12 protein-coding genes are annotated in these 18,922 nt (G+C 59.9%); 11 read left to right on the top strand and 1 reads right to left on the bottom strand.

Annotated features, from left to right (window positions below; translation table 11 throughout):
* Nucleotides 1-7: 7 nt before the first annotated feature.
* On the top strand, nucleotides 8-1,276 hold the full coding sequence (locus tag D8U18_RS20045; protein WP_056852259.1) for a malic enzyme-like NAD(P)-binding protein: 1,269 nt from the start codon (nucleotides 8-10) through the stop codon (nucleotides 1,274-1,276).
* A 244-nt stretch (nucleotides 1,277-1,520) separates the two neighbouring features.
* On the opposite strand, the gene D8U18_RS20040 is transcribed toward D8U18_RS20045, so the two are convergent.
* Complete coding sequence (locus tag D8U18_RS20040; RefSeq protein WP_056852260.1) at nucleotides 1,521-3,962, bottom strand: penicillin-binding protein 1A; 2,442 nt, start codon at nucleotides 3,960-3,962, stop codon at nucleotides 1,521-1,523.
* 212 nt (nucleotides 3,963-4,174) lie between these two features.
* Here D8U18_RS20040 and D8U18_RS20035 point away from each other — a divergent pair, with 212 nt between their 5' ends.
* From D8U18_RS20035 to D8U18_RS19985, 10 genes are all read left to right on the top strand, one after another.
* Entirely contained in the window at nucleotides 4,175-5,236 is a 1,062-nt protein-coding gene (locus D8U18_RS20035; RefSeq protein ID WP_056852261.1) for a pilus assembly protein PilM, read from the top strand.
* Entirely contained in the window at nucleotides 5,236-5,802 is a 567-nt protein-coding gene (locus tag D8U18_RS20030; RefSeq protein ID WP_130903902.1) for a PilN domain-containing protein, read from the top strand. The genes D8U18_RS20035 and D8U18_RS20030 overlap by 1 nt, the downstream gene beginning before the upstream one ends.
* Nucleotides 5,799-6,422 carry a type 4a pilus biogenesis protein PilO gene (gene pilO, locus D8U18_RS20025; protein ID WP_131108226.1) on the top strand — a complete coding sequence of 208 codons (624 nt, stop codon included), beginning with the start codon at nucleotides 5,799-5,801 and terminating at the stop codon, nucleotides 6,420-6,422. The genes D8U18_RS20030 and pilO overlap by 4 nt, the downstream gene beginning before the upstream one ends.
* The gene (locus tag D8U18_RS20020) at nucleotides 6,419-6,946 is read left to right on the top strand and encodes a pilus assembly protein PilP (RefSeq protein WP_056852264.1); all 528 of its coding nucleotides are present in this window, start codon (nucleotides 6,419-6,421) and stop codon (nucleotides 6,944-6,946) included. Before pilO ends, D8U18_RS20020 begins: the two co-directional genes overlap by 4 nt.
* Before the next feature lie 13 nt (nucleotides 6,947-6,959).
* Nucleotides 6,960-9,035, top strand: a complete 2,076-nt coding sequence (locus tag D8U18_RS20015; RefSeq protein WP_131108225.1) for a type IV pilus secretin PilQ family protein — start codon at nucleotides 6,960-6,962, stop codon at nucleotides 9,033-9,035.
* Between the two features lie 4 nt (nucleotides 9,036-9,039).
* Complete coding sequence (gene aroK / locus D8U18_RS20010; protein WP_056725695.1) at nucleotides 9,040-9,558, top strand: shikimate kinase AroK; 519 nt, start codon at nucleotides 9,040-9,042, stop codon at nucleotides 9,556-9,558.
* 151 nt (nucleotides 9,559-9,709) lie between these two features.
* Nucleotides 9,710-10,810 carry a 3-dehydroquinate synthase gene (gene aroB / locus D8U18_RS20005; protein ID WP_056852266.1) on the top strand — a complete coding sequence of 367 codons (1,101 nt, stop codon included), beginning with the start codon at nucleotides 9,710-9,712 and terminating at the stop codon, nucleotides 10,808-10,810.
* 10 nt (nucleotides 10,811-10,820) lie between these two features.
* Nucleotides 10,821-12,413, top strand: a complete 1,593-nt coding sequence (locus D8U18_RS20000; protein ID WP_131108224.1) for an AAA family ATPase — start codon at nucleotides 10,821-10,823, stop codon at nucleotides 12,411-12,413.
* A gap of 350 nt (nucleotides 12,414-12,763) precedes the next feature.
* Nucleotides 12,764-17,209, top strand: a complete 4,446-nt coding sequence (gene gltB, locus D8U18_RS19990; protein ID WP_131108223.1) for a glutamate synthase large subunit — start codon at nucleotides 12,764-12,766, stop codon at nucleotides 17,207-17,209.
* 33 nt (nucleotides 17,210-17,242) lie between these two features.
* The gene (locus D8U18_RS19985; RefSeq protein WP_042731563.1) at nucleotides 17,243-18,661 is read left to right on the top strand and encodes an FAD-dependent oxidoreductase; all 1,419 of its coding nucleotides are present in this window, start codon (nucleotides 17,243-17,245) and stop codon (nucleotides 18,659-18,661) included.
* Nucleotides 18,662-18,922: the final 261 nt, after the last annotated feature.

Below are 18,922 nucleotides of genomic sequence, written 5' to 3'. Positions count from 1 at the left end.
TGCCAAAATGTCTGATCTGAAAACTGCCGCTCTCGAATATCACGCCCATCCTCGTCCAGGGAAGCTGAGTGTCGAGCTCACCAAGGCCACCGCTACCGCCCGCGACCTGTCGCTGGCCTACAGCCCCGGCGTAGCCGAACCAGTACGCGAAATCGCCCGCGATCCTGAACTGGCCTACAAATACACCGGCAAAGGCAACCTGGTTGCAGTCATTTCCGATGGCACCGCGATTCTCGGCCTGGGTAACCTCGGCCCATTGGCCTCCAAGCCAGTGATGGAAGGTAAAGGCGTGCTGTTCAAGCGCTTCGCCGGCATCGACGTTTTCGACATCGAAGTCGACTCCGAAAGCCCGCAAGCCTTCATCGACACCGTCAAGCGCATCTCCATCACCTTCGGTGGCATCAACCTGGAAGACATCAAGGCACCTGAGTGCTTTGAGATCGAACGCGCTCTGATCGAGCAGTGCGACATTCCGGTATTCCACGATGACCAGCACGGCACCGCGATCGTGACCGCAGCCGGTATGATCAACGCCCTGGAAATCGCCGGCAAAACCCTGCCGCAAGCCAAGATCGTCTGCCTGGGCGCCGGTGCTGCCGCCATCTCCTGCATGAAATTGCTGGTGAGCATGGGCGCCAATATCGAAAACATCTACATGATCGACCGTACCGGCGTGATCCACTCCGGCCGTGACGACCTGAACCAGTACAAGGCTGTTTTCGCTCACGCGACCGAAAAGCGCACCCTGGCTGATGCACTGCAAGGTGCTGACGTGTTCGTCGGCCTGTCCGGCCCGAACCTGCTGAGCGCTGAAGGCCTGCTGTCCATGGCGCCTAACCCGATCGTGTTCGCTTGCTCGAACCCTGATCCGGAAATCTCCCCGGAACTGGCCCATGCCACCCGTAACGACGTGATCATGGCCACCGGCCGTTCGGACTACCCGAACCAGGTCAACAACGTACTGGGCTTCCCGTTCATCTTCCGTGGTGCCCTGGACGTTCGCGCCAAGCGCATCAACGAAGAAATGAAAGTGGCAGCAGCCAACGCCCTGCGCGAACTGGCCAAACTGCCGGTACCTCAGGAAGTGTGCGACGCCTACGGCGGCATCAAGCTGGAATTCGGTCGTGAGTACATCATTCCGAAGCCAATGGACAAGCGTCTGATCACCCTGATCTCCGATGCCGTGGCTAAAGCCGCAATCGAGACCGGTGTGGCAACCCTGCCGTATCCGAAGAACTACCCGCTCAAAAGCGTGGATGACGTGTTCAACGGCTAAGTCGTTGTAGCGCTTCAACCGAAAAGCCCCGGCTCGTTTTGAGTTGGGGCTTTTTTGTGTCTGGCGGGTGATCATTCCCACGCTCCGCGTGGGAATGCCTCTGCGGACGCTCTGCGTTCGGCTCTGGATGGGACGCGGAGCGTCCCTGGCTGCATTCCCACGCGAAGCGTGGGAACGATCAATCCTGCAGGCACAAAAAAGCCCCGCACTTTCACGAAGGCAGGGCTTTCTGTTGGCGCTGAAATCAGAACAAATCGATCGGCGCCGCTTCATCCGCCGGCAGCGGGCTGCCCGGCGTAATGCCGTTACCCAGCTCGTTCATCGACGGTGGCGTGTCCTCGGCCTTGAACAGCTCGAAGTAGGCGCCCGGCGTGCCTGGAGTGGCGGCGCGGCCGCTGATCGGGTCGACTCGCAAGCTGAGGATGCCTTCCGGCTCTGGCTGCGTATGCGGCGGCAGGTCCTTGAGCGCGGCGGCCATGTAGTTCATCCAGATCGGCAGGGCTACGGTGCCGCCAAACTCCTTGCGCCCCAGGCTTTCAGGCTGGTCGAAGCCGGTCCAGACGGTGGTCACGTAATCGGCGTTGTAACCGGAGAACCAGGCGTCCTTGGATTCGTTGGTGGTACCGGTTTTACCCGCGATGTCGCTGCGACCCAAGGCCAGCGCACGACGCCCGGTGCCGAGTTTTATAACGTCCTCGAGCATGCTGTTGAGGATGTAGGTCGTGCGGCCATCAACAATGCGTTCAGCCACCGCCGGTGCTTGGGGTGTCGGTTGTGCGTTCATGGCATCGCTCGGCGTTGCGTTGACCGTGAAAGCTTCGGCAACTGGCGCGGCAATGCCGTCGGTGGCTGCGCCGCCCTTCGGCACGCTGGGCGGATTGGCGACGAAAAGCGTGTCGCCGTTGCGGCTTTCGATTTTGTCGATGATGTAAGGAGTGATCTTGTAGCCACCGTTGGCGAACGTGGCCCAACCGGTGGCGATCTCCATCGGCGTCAGCGTTGCGGTGCCCAGTGCCAGCGACAGGTTGGGAGGCAGGTCCTGCTTGTTGAAGCCGAAGCGGCTGATGTAGTCGATGGTCTTGCCGACGCCCATCGCTTGCAGCAAGCGGATCGATACCAGGTTGCGCGACTTGTACAGCGCCTCACGCAAACGAATCGGGCCAAGGAAGGTGTTGGTATCGTTCTTCGGGCGCCAGACCTTGTCCAGGTACTCATCGACGAAAACGATCGGCGCATCGTTCACCAGGCTGGCGGCGGTGTAGCCATTGTCCAGCGCAGCGCTGTACACGAATGGCTTGAAGCTCGACCCAGGCTGACGCTTGGCCTGCAGTGCGCGGTTGTAGTTGCTCTGCTCAAAGGCAAAGCCACCCACCAGCGAGCGGATCGCGCCATTTTGTGGATCGAGAGACACCAGCGCACCCTGAGCCTGGGGAACCTGACTGAACTTCAGCGAATTGTCCGGCTGGCGTTGTACACGGATCAAGTCGCCAACCTGGGCGACATCCGACGGCTGCTTCGGATTGGGCCCCATACTGTTGGTGTTCAGGAAAGGGCGAGCCCATTTCATGGTTTCCCAGCTGACGTGTTCCTGTCCGGTGCGGGTCAGCACCTGCAGCCCGGTCTTGTCGACCTGGGTAACGATGGCCGGCTCAAGGCTGCTGATGGTGCGCTGCTTGGTCAGTTCGGTGGCCCAGGCTTCGCGGGTCTTGCCCGGCAGGCGTGATTCAGGGCCTCGGTAGCCGTGACGCTGGTCGTAGGTCATCAGGCCTTCGTGGAGGGCGGTGTTGGCCATTTCCTGAAGGTTGCTGGGCACGGTAGTGGTGACGCGGAAACCTTCGGTATAGGCGTCGCTGCCATAGCGGCCGACCATTTCGGCGCGGGCCATCTCGGCGATGTAAGGGGCGTTCACTTCCGGTGTCGGCACGTGATAGCTGGCGTTCAGCGGTTCGTTGATCGCCGCGGTGTAATCGGCTTCAGTGATTTTGCCCAGTTTGTACATGCGCCCCAGGATCCAGTCGCGCCGCTCTTTGCTGCGGGCCGGGTTGGCCAACGGGTTGAAACGAGACGGGGCCTTGGGCAGGCCGGCGATCATGGCCATCTGCGCCAGGCTGACGTCGCGAATCGACTTGCCGTAATACACCTGCGCGGCAGCTTCGATACCGTAGGCACGGTTGCCCAGGTAGATCTTGTTGACGTACAGCTCAAGGATTTCGTCCTTGGTCAGCTGGCGTTCAATCTGCAGCGCCAGGAGGATTTCCGTGGTCTTGCGGGAAAAGCTGCGTTCGCTGGTCAGGAAGAAGTTCTTCGCTACCTGCATGGTAATGGTGCTGCCGCCGGACTGGATGTGGCCACTTTTGACCAGTTGGGTCGCCGCGCGCATCAGGCTGCTGGGGTCGACGCCGTAATGGTTGGCGAAGTTGTCGTCTTCAGCACTTAGTAACGCATTTATGAAATTGGGTGGAATGTCGGCGAACTTGATCGGGGTACGGCGCATTTCGCCAAATTCTGCGATCAACTTGTTATCGCTGCTGTAGACCCGCAATGGAATCTGCAACTGAATGCTTCTCAAAGCCTCCACGGACGGCAATCCGGGGCTAAGGTAAAGAAACGCCCCGCTCAGACCCAGAAGCAGTCCGCAGAAAACCGCGACGATGGACCAACCGAAAAATTTCAGCAGACGAATCAAGGCTTTTGGATATCCAGGGCAAAAAATGAATTAGGCATCAGGGTTCAGGCTAAAGGCGAACGACCCGCGCTTGAGAAAGCGGAAAAAAACGCTGGGCATTATAAGCATTTTTCCGCCGCAGGCGTCATTGACGGCAGCTGTCAAGACGGGCGGAGGGAACGCAATACACATTACAGAGTCCGTAACTCACGGATAGTCATAGGGAATTGCTAGTGCCAGGACTCTTCAACAAAAAAGCCAATACGCTTTTAGGGATCGACATCAGCTCAACTTCGGTGAAGCTCCTGGAGCTGAGCCGTCAGGGCGACCGTTACCGGGTGGAGGCCTACGCGGTCGAGCCACTGCCTGCCAGTGCGGTTATCGAGAAAAACATCGCAGAGCTCGAAGGTGTGGGCCAGGCCCTTTCCCGCGTACTGGTCAAGGCCAGAACCAATGTCAGGAACGTCGCCGTCGCCGTGGCCGGCTCGGCGGTGATCACCAAGACTATCGAAATGGATGCGGGGCTTTCCGATGACGAGATGGAAAGCCAGCTCAAGATCGAGGCCGATCAGTACATCCCTTATCCGCTGGATGAAGTCGCCATCGATTTCGAAGTCCAGGGCGCGTCGACACGTAACCCCGAGCGGGTCAATGTGCTGCTCGCCGCCTGTCGCAAGGAAAACGTCGAGGTTCGCGAAGCGGCATTGACCCTGGCCGGCCTGACTGCGCGGGTGGTTGATGTCGAAGCCTACGCGCTGGAACGTTCGTTCGGCTTGCTGGCCAATCAGTTGGCGGCGTCGAAGGAGCGCCTGGTAGCGGTGGTCGATATCGGCGCAACCATGACCACCCTGAGCGTGCTGCACAAAGGGCGGATCATCTATACCCGCGAACAACTGTTTGGCGGGCGACAACTGACCGAGGAAATCCAGCGTCGCTACAACCTGACCGTTGAACAGGCGGGGCGGGCGAAGAAGCAGGGCGGGCTGCCTGACGACTATGAGCGTGAAGTGTTGCAGCCTTTTCGCGAAGCTCTGGTTCAGCAGGTATCCCGCTCGTTGCAGTTTTTCTTTGCTTCCGGTCAGTACCACTCCGTTGATCAGATCCTTTTGGCAGGCGGGACCGCTTCGGTTCCGGGGCTGGACCAATTGATCGAGCAGCAATTGGGCACGCCGACGCAGGTAGCCAATCCGTTTTTCGAGATGACCCTGAGCAGCAAGGTCAATGCCGCGGCCCTGACCAGCGATGCCCCGGCCATGATGATTGCCTGCGGGCTGGCCCTCAGGAGTTTCGACTGATGGCACGGATCAATCTTTTACCTTGGCGGGAAGAACTGCGCGAGCAGCGTCGCAAACGCTTTCTGCTGACTCTGGTCGGCGTGCTGGTGGGATCGACAGGCGCTGTGCTGATCGCCAATCAGGCCATCGACGGCGCCATCAACCGTCAGATTGCGCGCAATGATTACATCGGCAAGCAAATTGTCGTGGTCGACGAGCGGATCAAGCAGATCAGTGAGCTCAAGGCTCGCCGTCAGCAACTGGTCGAACGCATGCGGATCATCCAGGACTTGCAGGGCAACCGGCCGATCAGCGGGCGGATTTTTGATCAGCTGGCGCGAACCCTGCCGGATGGGGTGTATTTCACTGAAGTCAAAATGTCAGGCAAGACCTTGTCGATCACCGGTGCGGCAGAGTCGAACAATCGTGTATCCGATTTGATGCGCAACCTGGATGCCTCCGATTGGTTTGATGCCCCCAGCCTGACCGAGGTGAAAGCGACCACTGCCGGACAACTGGATCAAGCCAACGTCTTTCAGTTGAGCGTGCGGCAGACCCAGCCGGCTGCGGTGGAGGGCGGGAAATGACTCCGTCTGAATGGTTCGAAGGGCTGCGCAAGATCGATATCAACGAACTGGATACGAGCAATATCGGTTCCTGGCCGCCCGCGATCAAGGTGTTGGTGGGTGTGCTGCTGATGGTTCTGGTGTTGTCGCTGGGTTACAGCATGACCACCAGCGAGCTTGAGAATCAGCTAGATCTCAAGCGTGAGGAAGAGTCGACCCTCAAAGAGCAGTTCGCCACCAAGGCGCACATGGCGGCAAACCTCGAGCTTTACACGCAACAGATGAAAGAGATGGAAAACTCCTTTGGCGTGCTGCTGCGGCAATTGCCCAGTGATACCGAAGTGCCCGGTCTGCTGGAAGACATCACTCGCACCGGTCTGGGCAGTGGCCTGGAATTCGAAGAAATCAAACTGCTGCCGGAGGTGACCCAGCCGTTCTACATCGAATTGCCGATCCAGATTACCGTCACCGGCGCTTATCACGACCTGGCGACGTTCGTCAGCGGTGTAGCCGGTCTGCCGCGCATCGTCACCCTGCACGATTTCGACCTGGCCCCGGCCAACCCTGACGGCGGGCCGAAACTGCGCATGAGCATCCTGGCCAAGACCTACCGCTACAACGACAAAGGGCTGCAGCAATGAGCCTTGTTCGCGGACTTTGCATGGCGATGTTGCTGGTCGTGCTCGGCGGTTGTAACAGTGGCGAAGACTTCAGCGACCTGGACGCCTACATGAACGAAATGCGTCTGCGAGCACCGGGGAAGATTGAACCAACGCCCACATTCCGGTCTTACCCGACATTCACCTACAACGCTGCCAACCTGCGCAGCCCGTTTTCCCGGCAAGTCAGAATCGACCTGGCCGGTCAGAAACACGGGTCGCGCAACGTCAAGCCGGACCCGAACCGGGTCAAGCAGTACCTCGAGGGATTCAATATCGAGCAGTTTGAAATGGTCGGCACAATTTCCAATGCGGCTGGCTCCTTTGCATTGTTACGCGGGGCTGGCGGAGTGCATCGGCTGAAGGTCGGCGATTACCTGGGGCGCAACGAAGGCCGGATAGTCGCCATCAGCAGCGCCCAGGTCGATGTGGTCGAAATCGTCCCGGATGGCCAGGGTGCCTGGCTGGAAAGGCCGCGGACCATCCCTTTGAAAGAGCACTCATAGTGGGATTCGAAAAATGAACAGGATTTTCTCCACCCTCGGAATGTCGCTATGGATAGCGTTGCTGTCGCCGATGGTACAAGCGGCCAACCTCAAAGCGCTCGATGTCGCTGCACTGCCGGGCGACCGCGTCGAGTTGAAGCTGGCGTTCGATGAGCCACCGCCGGCTCCCCATGGGTACACCACTGAGTCGCCAGCACGGATCGCACTCGACCTGCCAGGTGTGGTCAGCCAACTGGCCAGCAAGACCCGTGACCTGGGAGCGGGTAACGCCCGCAGCGCAACCGTGGTCGAGGCCAAGGATCGTACGCGGCTGATCATCAATTTGACCCAGCTGACGCCGTACGACACCCGAATCGAAGGCAATAATCTGTTTGTAGTGGTTGGGCAGGGTGGCAAAAGCGCGACTCGCAGGCCGGTTGCCACTACCACTGCCGCCCCGACCCCGGCACGCCCGGTTGCGACGGCAAGCAAAGCCATACGCGGAGTGGATTTTCAGCGTGGCACGCAAGGAGAAGGCAATGTAGTGATTGATCTGTCGGACCCTTCCATTGCGCCCGACATACAGGAGCGCGAGGGCAAGATCATTCTCGGATTCGCCAGGACCCGTCTGCCCGAACCGTTGCGAGTACGCCTGGACGTCAAGGATTTCGCCACGCCTGTGCAGTTCGTCAATGCCAATGTCACCGGCGACAGAGCCACCATCACCATCGAGCCCAGCGGCGCCTTCGATTATTCGACTTACCAGACCGACAACAAGCTGACCGTCAGCATCCGCCCGATGACCGTCGACGACCTGCAAAAGCGCAATGCCGACCGCTACGCCTACAGCGGCGAAAAGCTCTCGCTGAATTTCCAGGACATCGATGTGCGCTCGGTACTGCAATTGATCGCCGATTTCACCAATCTCAATCTGGTGGCCAGTGACACGGTGCAGGGTGGCATCACATTGCGCCTGCAAAACGTGCCTTGGGACCAGGCGCTGGACCTGGTGTTGAAGACCAAGGGGCTGGACAAGCGCAAGATTGGTAACGTCCTGTTGGTGGCGCCGGCCGATGAAATCGCTGCGCGGGAGCGTCAGGAACTGGAGTCGCAGAAACAGATCGCCGATCTGGCACCGCTGCGGCGGGAACTGCTTCAGGTCAATTACGCCAAGGCAGCCGATATCTCGAAGCTGTTCCAGTCGGTAACCAGTGCCGAAGCGAAAGTCGACGAACGTGGATCAATCACCGTTGATGAGCGCACCAATAACATCATTGCCTACCAGACACAGGATCGGCTCGACGAGTTGCGGCGGATTGTGGCGCAACTGGATATCCCGGTACGCCAGGTGATGATCGAAGCTCGTATCGTCGAAGCCAACGTCGATTACGACAAGAGCCTTGGCGTACGCTGGGGTGGTTCGATCCAGAACAAGGGCAACTGGAATACTTCGGGGGTCAGCAATGGTGCCAATGCGTCATCCACCATCGGCACACCGGGTAGCACCAGCACCAACTCGCCGTTCGTCGATTTGGGGGCGGTCAACAATACCTCGGGTATCGGCATTGCCTTCATCACCGACAATGTCCTCCTGGACCTTGAACTGACAGCCATGGAGAAAACCGGTAACGGCGAAATTGTCTCGCAGCCCAAGGTGGTCACGTCCGACAAGGAAACGGCGAAGATCCTGAAGGGCACCGAGATTCCTTACCAGGAAGCCAGTTCCAGCGGCGCCACTTCCGTGTCGTTCAAGGAGGCTTCGCTGTCGCTGGAAGTAACGCCGCAAATCACGCCGGATAACCGGATCATCATGGAAGTGAAGGTCACCAAGGACGAGCCGGACTACCTCAACAAAGTCCAGGATGTGCCGCCGATCAAGAAAAACGAAGTCAACGCCAAGGTCCTGGTCAACGACGGGGAGACCATCGTTATTGGCGGCGTTTTCTCAAATACTCAGAGCAAGGTTGTAGATAAGGTGCCATTTCTTGGCGATGTGCCGTATCTTGGCCGCCTTTTCCGGCGTGACGTGGTTTCGGAGAAAAAATCCGAGCTGTTGGTGTTTCTCACTCCGCGTATCATGAATAACCAGGCGATTGCTGTGAGTCGTTGATTCTGTGCGAAATTTGATTCTTGTAGGACCGATGGGCGCTGGAAAAAGCACCATCGGCCGGTTGCTGGCCAAAGAGCTGCGCTTGCCATTCAAAGATTCCGATAAGGAAATTGAATTACGCACGGGCGCCAATATCCCATGGATCTTCGATAAAGAAGGCGAACCGGGCTTTCGCGATCGCGAGCAGGCAATGATTGCCGAACTATGCGATTACGACGGCGTGGTGCTGGCGACCGGCGGTGGCGCAGTCATGCGCGAAGCCAATCGTCGGGCACTGCACGCCGGCGGACGCGTGGTTTATCTGCATGCTTCCGTTGAGCAGCAGGTCGGGCGCACTTCGCGTGACCGCAATCGCCCTTTGCTGCGCACCGCCGATCCGGCCAAGACCCTTCGGGATCTGCTGGCGATCCGCGATCCGCTCTATCGGGAAATCGCCGATCTGGTGGTGGAAACCGATGAGCGGCCACCGCGAATGGTCGTGCTCGATATTCTGGAGCGTCTGCAGCAATTGCCGCCCCGTTAAAGCGCTGCACGAAATGCGCTATCCTCGGCGTCCTGCCATGACCGCAATCGGTTGTGGCGGATGGCTACCGGACGGCGTCAGACCAGCAGGGGCCGTGGACATTCGTTAATTCAAGGCAGGACGCCTGATTCCATCTTCACTGTGGGGACACATGCAGACACTCAAGGTCGATCTAGGCGAGCGCAGCTACCCGATTCATATTGGCGAAGGTTTGTTGGATCAGCCTGAGCTGCTGGCCCCGCATATTCGCGGGCGGCAAGTGGCGATCATTTCCAACGAAACCGTTGCGCCGCTCTATCTCGAACGTCTGACCCGCAGTCTGGCGCAGTTCTCGGTGATTTCCGTGGTGCTGCCCGATGGCGAAGCCTTCAAGACCTGGGAAACCCTGCAACTGATTTTCGACGGTCTGTTGACCGCCCGGCACGATCGCCGCACCACGGTGATTGCCCTTGGCGGCGGCGTTATCGGTGACATGGCCGGTTTTGCCGCGGCCTGCTATCAGCGTGGTGTCGATTTCATACAGGTCCCGACCACGCTGTTGTCGCAAGTAGATTCTTCCGTGGGTGGCAAGACCGGAATCAACCACCCGCTGGGCAAGAACATGGTCGGCGCCTTTTATCAGCCGAACGTCGTGCTGATCGACACGACCTCGCTCAATACCCTGCCGGCCCGCGAACTGTCCGCCGGTCTGGCGGAAGTCATCAAGTACGGTCTGATCTGCGATGAGCCATTCCTGACCTGGCTCGAAGACAATGTCGATCGCCTGCGCAACCTGGATCAGCAAGCCCTGACCTACGCCATCGAGCGCTCTTGCGCGGCCAAGGCAGCGGTGGTCGGTGCCGACGAGAAAGAGACCGGTGTGCGAGCCACGCTCAACCTCGGCCACACCTTCGGTCATGCCATCGAAACCCACATGGGCTATGGTGTCTGGCTGCATGGCGAGGCTGTGGCTGCCGGCACCGTGATGGCGCTAGAGATGTCCTCGCGCCTGGGCTGGATCAGCGAGCAGGAGCGTGATCGCGGCATTCGGCTGTTCCAGCGCGCCGGGTTGCCGGTCATTCCGCCTGAAGAGATGACGCCAGCCAATTTCCTCGAACACATGGCAATTGATAAAAAAGTGATCGACGGTCGTTTGCGCCTGGTGCTGCTGCGCCACATGGGCGAAGCGGTGGTGACCGACGATTATCCGAAAGAGGTTCTACAGGCCACGCTGGGAGCGGATTACCGCGCCCTGGCTCAGCTTAAAGGTTGATAAGAACGCGATGACTAGTTTGCATGCCGACGAGGCTTTCCTCGGCCATTACCAGTTGAGTCATGACCCTTTCGCTCCACGGGTGCCTGGCTTCAAGTTTTTCCCGGCCCAGCGCAAACCCGTGCTGGGGCAGTTGCATCATCTGGCGCGCTATAGCCAGTTGCTGCTGGTGGTCACAGGCCCACAAGGCAGCGGCAAGACCCTGCTGCGTCAGGCCCTGGTGGCCAGCACCAACAAACAATCGGTGCAGAGCGTGGTGGTTTCCGCCCGTGGCGCCGGCGATGCGGCTGGCGTACTGCGGCAGGTGGCCCAGGCACTGGACGTTGCCCAGGCCGAGATCGGCGCAATCCTGGCTCAGGTGGTGCAACTGGCACTCACCGGTCAGGAAGTCTATCTGCTGGTGGACGATGCTGAGCAGCTCGACGAATCCGCGCTCGAAGCGTTGATGGCGCTGGGTGCCGGTGCACCGGAAGGTCGCCCGCACGTGTTCCTGTTTGGCGAGTCGTCGATGATTGCTCAACTGGAGCAGTTGAGCCTCGAGGAAGAGCGCTTCCACGTCATCGAGTTACAGCCGTACACCGAAGAAGAGACCCGCGAATATCTGGATCAGCGCCTCGAAGGTGCAGGTCGGGGTATAGAACTTTTCACCGCAGATCAGATCTCTGATATTCACGAAAGCTCCGAGGGTTGGCCTGGCAATATCAACCAGGTTGCCCGCGATGCAATGATCGAAGCCATGATTGCCAGCCGCTCAGCGGTGAAGCGTCCAAGTATGGGGTTCAATATGCCGAAGAAACACGTATTGGCGATTTCCGCCGTCGTCGTGGTCGCGGTAGCCGCCGCCTGGTTGATGCCAGGTCGCAGCAAAGCACCGACCACCGGTGCTCCGGCCAACGAGCAGGCGCAATTGCCGCTCGGCCAGGGCGCGCCTCAGGCGAACGGCGGCGCACCAGCCGTCGAATTCGCCGGCAATACGCAGCCGATGCCGCTGCCGTTGGTCGGTAATTCGCAGCCTGTCATGCGTGGTCCTCTGGCCGAAGCAGCGGGCGGTATTACCGAAGGTGACGATGGCGTTCCGCTCGAGGGCTCCAGCGAGACACCGCCGACCGTAACTACCACTGCGCCGCCTGCGGGCGTTCCGGCCGGGCCTGCGCCGACTCCTGCGGCCAAGCCGGTTCCGGCCCCGACGCAGGTCGCTACTGCCAAGCCTGCACCGGTTCCGGCGCCAGTCGCCAAGCCTGCTCCAGCTCCGGCCAAGCCGGCGGTCGCCGCAGCCAAGCCTGCCGAAAAACCAGCCGCCGCCACCAAGGCTGCCGGAGGTACCTGGTACGCCGGTCAGGCGCCGAGTAATTACGTGGTGCAAATCCTCGGCACCAGCTCCGAAACGGCCGCACAAAGCTTCGTCAAGGAGCAGGGCGGTGAATACCGTTATTTCAAGAAGGTCCTCAACGGCAAGCCACTTTATGTGATCACCTACGGCAACTTCGCCAGTCGTGATGCAGCCGTTTCAGCCATCAAGGCCTTGCCAGCGAAGGTTCAGGCTGGTAAACCTTGGCCTCGCACTGTCGCCAGCGTCCAACAGGAACTGGCAACAACTCGCTGAAGATTCGGCGGCCTTACCCAGGCCGCCTCTCCAAGCACCTCAAAATTTCTGCAAGCGCGCGCTGGCCCCACAGGCCGCGTGCCTTGTGGTGTCTGCGTCACAGTAGTCTTTGAGTCGTTGCGGTCAGAATTAAAAAAGTTTTGACTAGCACAGCAGATCGCTTTAAACCTTTCATGAATGCGACATAGATTTGCGACATTTCGTCGTCAAATTTGTGAGCCTCCGTGTCGGTGTGTACAATGACCTCCCTTTTGCCCCCGCAAAGCTGGCGTACGTCCAGCGTGGAAGGTAAGTGGTTGAATTGAAAAGAAATTTGCCTCGATAAGGGGCAGCCTGGTGAGAAAGTGTCTATGAAAGCAGGTCTGTACCAACCCGATGAATTCAAGGATAACTGCGGTTTCGGCCTGATAGCCCATATGCAGGGCGAGCCCAGTCATACCCTTTTGCAAACGGCCATCGAGGCCCTGACCTGCATGACCCACCGCGGTGGGATTAATGCCGACGGCAAGACCGGTGACGGTTGCGGTCTGCTGATTCAAAAGCCTGACGTGTTCCTGCGAGCCATCGCCCAGGAAACGTTTGGCGTCGAACTGCCCAAGCAATATGCCGTGGGCATGGTCTTTTTCAACCAGGACCCGGTCAAGGCCGAAGCCGCTCGCGAGAACATGAACCGCGAGATCCTGGCCGCCGGCCTGCAGCTCGTCGGCTGGCGCAAAGTGCCGATCGACACCAGCGTCCTCGGGCGCCTGGCCCTCGAGCGTCTGCCGCAGATCGAGCAGGTATTCATCGGCGGTGAAGGCCTGAGCGATCAGGACATGGCCGTCAAGCTGTTCACTTCCCGTCGCAAGTCGTCCGTGGCCAACGCTGCTGACACCGACCATTACGTGTGCAGCTTTTCGCACAAGACCATCATTTATAAAGGCCTGATGATGCCGGCGGATTTGACCGCCTTCTATCCAGACCTGAGCGATGAGCGCCTGCAAACTTCGATTTGCGTGTTCCACCAGCGCTTCTCCACCAACACCCTGCCGAAATGGCCGCTGGCTCAACCGTTCCGCTTCCTGGCGCACAACGGCGAGATCAACACCATCACCGGCAACCGCAACTGGGCCGTGGCTCGTCGCACCAAGTTCACCAACGATCTGATGGACCTGGAAGAGCTCGGTCCGCTGGTCAACCGCGTGGGTTCCGACTCCTCGAGCATGGACAACATGCTGGAGCTGATGGTCACCGGTGGCATCGATCTGTTCCGTGGCGTGCGGATGATCATTCCGCCAGCGTGGCAGAACGTCGAAACCATGGACCCGGATCTGCGTGCGTTCTATGAATACAACTCGATGCACATGGAACCGTGGGACGGCCCGGCCGGCGTGGTAATGACCGACGGTCGCTACGCGGTGTGCCTGCTCGACCGTAACGGTCTGCGTCCGGCGCGTTGGGTCACCACCAAGAACGGTTTCATTACCCTGGCTTCGGAAATCGGTGTCTGGAACTACCAGCCTGAAGACGTGCTTGCCAAGGGCCGTGTCGGGCCGGGCCAGATCTTTGCCGTTGACACCGAAACCGGGCAGATCCTCGACACCGACGCCATCGACAACCGTCTGAAGTCGCGTCATCCGTACAAGCAATGGCTGCGCAAGAATGCCCTGCGCATCCAGGCGACCATGGAAGACAACGACCACGGATCGGCGTTCTACGACGTCGATCAGCTCAAGCAATACATGAAGATGTACCAGGTCACGTTCGAAGAGCGCGATCAGGTGCTGCGTCCGCTCGGGGAGCAGGGCTACGAAGCCGTGGGCTCGATGGGCGACGATACGCCGATGGCCGTGCTGTCCCAGCGCGTGCGCACGCCGTACGACTATTTCCGCCAGCAGTTCGCGCAGGTCACCAACCCGCCGATCGACCCGCTGCGTGAAGCGATCGTCATGTCGCTGGAGATCTGCCTCGGCGCCGAGCGCAACATCTTCCAGGAGTCGCCGGAACACGCCTCGCGCGTGATCCTAAGCTCGCCGGTCATTTCCCCGGCCAAATGGCGCTCGCTGATGAACCTCGATCGCCCAGGCTTCGAGCGCGCGATCATCGACCTCAACTATGACGAGAGCGTCGGCCTCGAAGCGGCGATCCGCAACGTCGCCGATCAGGCTGAAGAAGCCGTGCGCGCCGGTCGTACCCAGGTCGTGCTGAGCGACCGTCACATTGCCCCGGGCAAGTTGCCGATCCACGCCTCCCTGGCCACCGGCGCGGTGCACCACCGCCTGACCGAAAAAGGCCTGCGTTGCGACTCCAACATCCTCGTGGAAACCGCGACCGCTCGCGATCCGCATCACTTCGCCGTATTGATCGGTTTCGGTGCTTCTGCCGTTTATCCGTTCCTGGCCTACGAAGTGCTGGGTGACCTGATCCGTACTGGTGAAGTGCTGGGCGACCTCTATGAGGTGTTCAAGAACTACCGTAAAGGCATCACCAAGGGCCTGCTGAAGATCCTGTCGAAGATGGGCATCTCGACCATTACTTCGTACCGTGGTGCGCAGTTGTTCGAAGCCATCGGTTTGTCCGAGGAAGTCTGCAACCTGAGCTTCCGTGGCGTGCCAAGCCGCATCAAGGGTGCGCGCTTCGTCGACATCGAAGCCGAGCAGAAGGCCCTGGCCGCCGAAGCCTGGAGCCCGCGCAAGCCGATCCAGCAGGGCGGTTTGCTGAAGTTCGTCCACGGTGGCGAATACCACGCGTACAACCCTGACGTGGTCAACACCCTGCAAGCTGCCGTGCAACAGGGCGACTACAGCAAGTTCAAGGAATACACCTCGCTGGTGGATAACCGCCCGGTGTCGATGATCCGCGACCTGCTGAAAGTCAAAACCCTCGACACGCCATTGGATATGAGCGAGATCGAACCGCTGGAATCGGTGCTCAAGCGCTTCGACTCCGCCGGTATCTCCCTGGGTGCCCTGTCGCCGGAAGCTCACGAAGCCCTGGCCGAAGCCATGAACCGCCTCGGTGCGCGCTCCAACTCCGGCGAAGGCGGCGAAGACCCGGCACGCTACGGCACCATCAAGAGCTCGAAAATCAAGCAGGTGGCGACGGGCCGTTTTGGTGTGACCCCGGAATACCTGGTCAACGCCGAAGTGCTGCAGATCAAGGTCGCTCAAGGCGCCAAGCCGGGCGAAGGTGGTCAGTTGCCAGGCGGCAAGGTCAACGGCCTGATCGCCAAGCTGCGTTATGCAGTGCCGGGCGTGACCCTGATTTCGCCACCGCCGCACCACGACATCTACTCCATCGAAGACTTGTCGCAGCTGATTTTCGACCTGAAACAAGTCAACCCGAAGGCGCTGGTTTCGGTGAAGCTGGTAGCGGAAGCGGGCGTTGGCACCATCGCCGCCGGTGTGGCCAAGGCCTACGCGGACTTGATCACCATCTCCGGCTACGACGGCGGCACCGGCGCATCGCCGCTGACCTCGATCAAGTACGCGGGCGCCCCGTGGGAGCTCGGCCTGGCCGAAACCCATCAGACCCTGCGCGGCAACGACCTGCGCGGCAAAGTCCGGGTGCAGACCGACGGCGGCCTGAAAACCGGCCTCGACGTGATCAAGGCAGCGATCCTCGGCGCTGAAAGCTTCGGCTTCGGCACCGCGCCAATGATCGCCCTGGGCTGCAAATACCTGCGCATCTGCCACCTGAACAACTGCGCCACCGGCGTCGCGACCCAGAACGAAAAACTGCGCAAGGACCACTACATCGGTACCGTCGACATGGTGGTGAATTTCTTCACCTACGTCGCCGAAGAAACCCGTGAGTGGCTGGCCAAGCTGGGCGTGCGCTCCCTCGAAGAGCTGATCGGTCGTACCGATCTGCTGGAAGTCCTCGAAGGCCAGACCGCCAAGCAGCATCACCTGGACCTGACCCCGTTGCTGGGCAGCGACCATGTGCCAGCGGACAAGCCGCAGTTCTGTGGCGTAGACCGCAACCCGCCGTTCGACAAAGGCCTGCTGGCCGAGAAAATGGTCGAGATGGCTGCTTCGGCGATCAACGACCTGAGCGGTGCCGAGTTCGACCTGGATATCTGCAACTGCGACCGTTCCATCGGCGCGCGGATCTCCGGCGAAATCGCTCGCAAGCATGGCAACCAGGGCATGGCGAATGCGCCGATCACCTTCCGCTTCAAGGGTACTGCGGGCCAGAGCTTCGGCGTATGGAACGCCGGCGGCCTGAACCTGTACCTGGAAGGCGACGCCAACGATTATGTCGGCAAGGGCATGACCGGCGGCAAGCTGGTCATCGTTCCGCCCAAGGGCAGCGTCTACAAGACTCAGGTCAGTGCCATCATCGGCAACACCTGCCTGTACGGCGCCACCGGGGGCAAGCTGTTCGCCGCCGGCACCGCAGGCGAGCGTTTTGCTGTGCGTAACTCCGGTGCCCACACCGTGGTGGAAGGCACTGGCGATCACTGCTGCGAGTACATGACCGGTGGTTTCGTCTGCGTACTGGGCAAGACCGGTTACAACTTCGGCTCTGGCATGACCGGCGGTTTCGCCTACGTGCTCGACCAGGACAACACCTTCGTTGACCGGGTCAACCACGAACTGGTGGAAATCCAGCGGATCAGCGGCGAGGCGATGGAAGCCTACCGCAGCCATTTGCAACGCGTGCTGAACGAGTACGTCGAGGAAACCGACAGCGAGTGGGGGCGTGAGCTCGCCGAGAATCTCGATGATTACTTGCGTCGCTTCTGGCTGGTCAAGCCGAAGGCTGCCAACCTGAAATCGTTGCTTTCCAGCACCCGTGCCAATCCGCAGTGATATGCGCCTGAAGAGTTTGATGAGGTTTTAACAATGGCTGAACGTCTGAATAACGACTTCCAGTTCATCGATGTCGGGCGCAAAGATCCGAAGAAGAAACTGTTGCGTCAACGCAAGAAAGAGTTCGTCGAAATCTACGAACCGTTCAAACCCCAGCAGTCGGCCGATCAGGCCCACCGCTGCCTGGGTTGTGGCAACCCGTATTGCGAATGGAAGTGCCCGGTGCACAACTTCATTCCCAACTGGCTCAAATTGGTGGCCGAGGGCAACATCCTCCAGGCCGCCGAGTTGTCGCACCAGACCAACACCCTGCCGGAAGTCTGCGGCCGGGTGTGCCCGCAAGACCGTCTGTGCGAGGGTGCCTGCACCCTCAACGACGGCTTCGGCGCGGTGACCATCGGTTCGGTCGAGAAATACATCACCGACACCGCGTTCGCCATGGGCTGGCGCCCGGACATGTCCAAGGTCAAGCCGACCGGCAAGCGTGTCGCGATCATCGGTGCCGGGCCTGCGGGCCTGGGCTGTGCGGACGTGCTGGTGCGCGGCGGCGTGACCCCGGTGGTGTTCGACAAGAACCCGGAAATCGGCGGTTTGCTGACCTTCGGCATCCCCGAGTTCAAGCTGGAAAAGACCGTGCTGAGCAATCGTCGCGAAGTCTTCACCGGCATGGGCATCGAGTTCCGGCTCAACACCGAAGTCGGCAAAGACGTGACCATGGAACAACTGCTCGCCGAATACGACGCGGTGTTTATGGGCATGGGCACCTACACCTACATGAAGGGCGGCTTTGCCGGTGAGGACCTGCCAGGCGTTTACGACGCGCTGGATTTCCTGATCGCCAACGTCAACCGCAACCTGGGCTTTGAAAAGTCGCCGGAAGATTTCGTCGATATGAAAGGCAAGAAAGTCGTGGTACTTGGCGGTGGCGACACGGCGATGGACTGCAACCGTACCTCGATCCGCCAGGGCGCCAAGTCGGTGACCTGTGCTTATCGTCGTGACGAAGCGAACATGCCAGGCTCGCGCAAAGAGGTGAAGAACGCCAAGGAAGAAGGCGTGAAATTCCTCTACAACCGCCAGCCGATCGCGATTGTCGGCGAAGACAAGGTCGAAGGCGTGAAGGTGGTCGAGACCCGTCTCGGCGAGCCGGACGCCCGTGGCCGTCGCAGCCCAGAGCCGATCCCGGGCTCCGAAGAGATCATCCCGGCCGATGCCGTGGTCATCGCGTTCGGTTTCCGTCCGAGCCCGGCGCCTTGGTTCGAGCAGTTCAGCATCCAGACCGACAGCCAGGGCCGCGTCGTGGCGCCGGAACAAGGTCAGTACAAGCACCAGACCAGCAACCCGAAAATCTTCGCCGGTGGCGATATGGTTCGCGGTTCCGACCTGGTGGTAACGGCGATCTTCGAAGGCCGCAATGCGGCTGAAGGGATCCTGGATTACCTGGGCGTCTGACCCCCGGTCGAAACTGCAACGCAATACCTGTGGGAGCTGGCTTGCCAGCGATGCAGAAACCTCGGTTTTCAACGTAGACCGAAGTGATGCCATCGCTGGCGAGCCAGCTCCCACAGTGCTTTGTGGTGTTGCGAGTTACGGGTTTCCCCGCGACAAATTGACCCGATAGACAAAAGGTGCGGCGCTTGCCGTGCCTTTTGCGTCCGGCTCTGAGAAAATGCCCGCACTTTTTTTCCGGATGCCGACATGACTGCCCTGAAG

This window comes from Pseudomonas sp. Sample_10 (genome assembly GCF_004321495.1).
Classification (GTDB): Bacteria; Pseudomonadota; Gammaproteobacteria; order Pseudomonadales; family Pseudomonadaceae; genus Aquipseudomonas.
The sequence above is the reverse complement of the archived record's forward strand: the minus strand, read 5'-3'. Positions and strand labels throughout refer to the sequence as shown.

Bases quoted from the DNA above. Each gene is read 5' to 3' on its own strand.
- D8U18_RS20000 (WP_131108224.1), top strand. From the start codon at position 10,821: ATGACTAGTTTGCATGCCGACGAGGCTTTCCTCGGCCATTACCAGTTG.
- D8U18_RS20015 (WP_131108225.1), top strand. From the start codon at position 6,960: ATGAACAGGATTTTCTCCACCCTCGGAATGTCGCTATGGATAGCGTTG.
- D8U18_RS19985 (WP_042731563.1), top strand. From the start codon at position 17,243: ATGGCTGAACGTCTGAATAACGACTTCCAGTTCATCGATGTCGGGCGC.
- aroB (WP_056852266.1), top strand. From the start codon at position 9,710: ATGCAGACACTCAAGGTCGATCTAGGCGAGCGCAGCTACCCGATTCAT.
- D8U18_RS20020 (WP_056852264.1), top strand. From the start codon at position 6,419: ATGAGCCTTGTTCGCGGACTTTGCATGGCGATGTTGCTGGTCGTGCTC.
- D8U18_RS20045 (WP_056852259.1), top strand. From the start codon at position 8: ATGTCTGATCTGAAAACTGCCGCTCTCGAATATCACGCCCATCCTCGT.
- gltB (WP_131108223.1), top strand. From the start codon at position 12,764: ATGAAAGCAGGTCTGTACCAACCCGATGAATTCAAGGATAACTGCGGT.
- D8U18_RS20030 (WP_130903902.1), top strand. From the start codon at position 5,236: ATGGCACGGATCAATCTTTTACCTTGGCGGGAAGAACTGCGCGAGCAG.
- pilO (WP_131108226.1), top strand. From the start codon at position 5,799: ATGACTCCGTCTGAATGGTTCGAAGGGCTGCGCAAGATCGATATCAAC.